This is a genomic window from Bradyrhizobium sp. SHOUNA76 (genome assembly GCF_023006445.1).
Taxonomy (GTDB): Bacteria; Pseudomonadota; Alphaproteobacteria; order Rhizobiales; family Xanthobacteraceae; genus Bradyrhizobium.
Genome location: NZ_JALBHA010001021.1, coordinates 1 through 795 on the forward strand (window position 1 = coordinate 1; position 795 = coordinate 795).

Annotated in this window: 1 pseudogene; it reads right to left on the reverse strand. The window is 68.6% G+C overall.

Going from position 1 to position 795, the window contains the following annotated elements:
• Positions 1 to 795: pseudogene (locus MOV74_RS39415) on the reverse strand (SPOR domain-containing protein); the annotation flags it as partial.

Below are 795 nucleotides of genomic sequence, written 5' to 3' on the forward strand. Positions count from 1 at the left end.
GGCAGCGTGCCGTTGCTCGCAGCCACCCCCGCGCCCGGCGGCGGCACCGTGGACGGCGACACGCTCGCGACCGACGGCGGGTTCGCATTCTGGTTCAACGGCGGGAACACCACGCGGGGACCGCCCGCCTTGGCATTGACGTCGACGGGCGCCTCTTCGCGCGGCACGATTTTCTCGGAGCCATCGCCGCTCACCATGCGATCCGGCACCTTGGCTGAGGAGTCCGCCGGCGAGGGCACGATCTTGGTCGGGGTGTTGTCAGCCTTGATGATCGGCGGCTCGCCGCTGCGGGGCGAGCCGACATAGGTCTTGTAGGCGAAGGCAGCGCCCGTGCCGACCACGGCAAGCGCCAGGATCGCTGCGACCGTCATCATGCCGCCGCGCTGCTTCTTCGGCTCCTCGAGCTCCGCCTCGGGATAATCGCTCTGGTAGGCGTAGGGATCGTCGGGATAGGCCGGATCGCGCTGATAGTCCTGCTCGCCTGCCTCCAGCCGGCCGTAGAGCGCATCGTCGTAGCGCGCCGGATCGGGCTGCTGATAAGGCTCCTGATGGGCCTGTTGCTGATAGGCGTGATGCTGCTGCTGGTAAGCCTGCCCCTGATAGGCGTGATCCTGATAGGCCTGATCCTCATAGGCCTGCGGCTGATGAAGATCAGGCTCGGGCGCGGCGGGCTGGGCTGAATAGCGATGCAGCGGATGGACCGGGTTCACGGAGACGGGATAGTCAGGCTCCGGCGCGGGCGCCGGCTGCACATTGGCGCGCCGCATCCATGAGGGCGGCCCGGGCGGTGCCGGC